This is a genomic window from Pantoea sp. Pa-EAmG, assembly GCF_030024295.1.
GTDB classification, from domain to species: Bacteria; Pseudomonadota; Gammaproteobacteria; order Enterobacterales; family Enterobacteriaceae; genus Pantoea; species Pantoea dispersa.
The window spans coordinates 1-1,821 of sequence record NZ_JASEWO010000333.1; the positions used below are offsets into that span (position 1 = coordinate 1).

Genomic DNA, 1,821 nt, shown 5'->3' on the forward strand with positions numbered 1-1,821 from the left:
GAAAAGCAATTTTATGGATATGCACCTGCGTGAGCAGATCGCCCTTTAAATCCAGACCTTCAGCAAAAGACTGCAGCCCAACCAGAATACTGGTTTGCCCCGCTTCGACTCGCTGGCGATGCAACTCCACTAAACGCGAACGAGGCTGATCGCCCTGTACCAGCATTGATAAACGTAATGCGCTGACATGGCTGACAAACTGCTGCATTGCACGTCCGCTGGCAAACAGCACCAGCACGCCTTTATGCTTCTCTTCCGCCATTTGCTGCAGAAAGAAGCCTGCCATTTCAGCGATGTGCTCCGCTTCATTGGCCATTAACGGCTCATAGCGCATTTGCGGGATCACCAGCTTGCCCTGATCGACATGATTAAACGGCGAGTCCAGCGCCACAAAGCGATCGCCCGCTTTCTCACTCAGGCCAGACATCTCCTGCAAGCGATTAAAACTGTTGAGGGAACGCAAGGTTGCCGAGGTCACCACCACATGCGGAATTTTGCGCCACAGCAGTTTCTCCAGCTGATCGCTGACGCGAATCCCGGCGCAATGGAACAGCAGATGCGCCTGACCATCGCGAATTTCACGGGTAATCCATTTCGATACCGGCGCGTTGGAGGCTTTCTCCATCGCCGCCAGCCGCCACAGTTTACTGATTGATTCGAACCAGCCGAACTGGCGGTTAAGCTGAATAATCGCCCGATGCAGACGCATGATGTCGGCTTTGCCGGTTTGCTCACCCAGCTCATTGAGCAACCCTTCGCTCAACCCACGCAGTGCATCGCTCAGTTTGAACAGCCGCGCGCACATCGTCATCAGCTCTTCCGGCAACTCACCCAAAACAAAACGGAACTCGCCCGGCTGATTGTGCGCGGGGAGTAGCGGATTGAGCGCATCGCACAGAATTTGCAGCAGCTCACGCATCTCATCACAGTGGCCTTTCAAGCGCTCAGGGTTGGTCAGTGGTGGCGGCGATTTAGGGCGGAACTGCGCCATGATGGTTTCCACCAGACGCACAAACAGATCGAGCTGCAGGCTGCTCCAGCCGGGGGTAATTTCCGCGCTCATCTCCAGCGCATCACGCGCCACTTCCGGTAGATGATGGCCTTCGTCCAGCACCAGCATCAGATGCTTGGCGGGCGGTAAGACGGATTCATTCTCCATCGCCGCCATCACCAGCGCATGGTTTGCCACCACAACGTCAGCCTGTTCAATTTCACGACGCGCGACAAAGAACGGACATTCACGATACCAGCGGCAGTGATGCCCCAGACAGTTGGCTTTGTCGGTGGAAAGCCGCTGCCACAAGCTGTCCTCAATTGACACATCGGTGTGATCGCGCAGTCCATCCCATTGATAGCTGCTGAGCTGTTTTTCCAGCTTGGCGCAGAACTTCTGCTCTTCTTTCGAACCGGTCACCGCTTCTTCATCGAGATACAGCAGCAGGTCACCTTGCTGATCTTCGGTCGCCGCCAGTGCCGTGAGGTTGCGCGGACAAACATAGCGGCCACGGCCGAATGCGGCAGTGAAGGTGAGATCGGGAATGATTTTTTTCAGCAACGGCAGATCCTTGCTGAAGATTTGATCCTGCAGCGCCACGTTGGCGGTGCTGATCACTAACCGTTTCTCCTCGGCGCGGCTCACCGCAATGCCGGGGATCAGATAAGACAAGGTTTTGCCCACGCCGGTGGGGGCTTCAATCGCCAGATGGCGACCTTCGTCACCGGCCAGGCTCTTCGCCACTTCAGCGATCATCTGACGCTGTGGCGCACGTGGGATAAAGTCAGGAACCTGCTGCTGCAGCGCCTTATACCATTGCGCAATCT

General features: G+C 56.1%; 1 protein-coding gene. It reads right to left on the bottom strand.

Annotation, left to right across the window (positions count from 1 at the left end; translation table 11 throughout):
- A partial coding sequence (gene dinG / locus QMM04_RS22370) for an ATP-dependent DNA helicase DinG (protein WP_282997091.1) occupies positions 1–1,819 on the bottom strand: 1,819 nt, incomplete at its 3' end.
- Between the last annotated feature and the right edge of the window lie 2 nt (positions 1,820–1,821).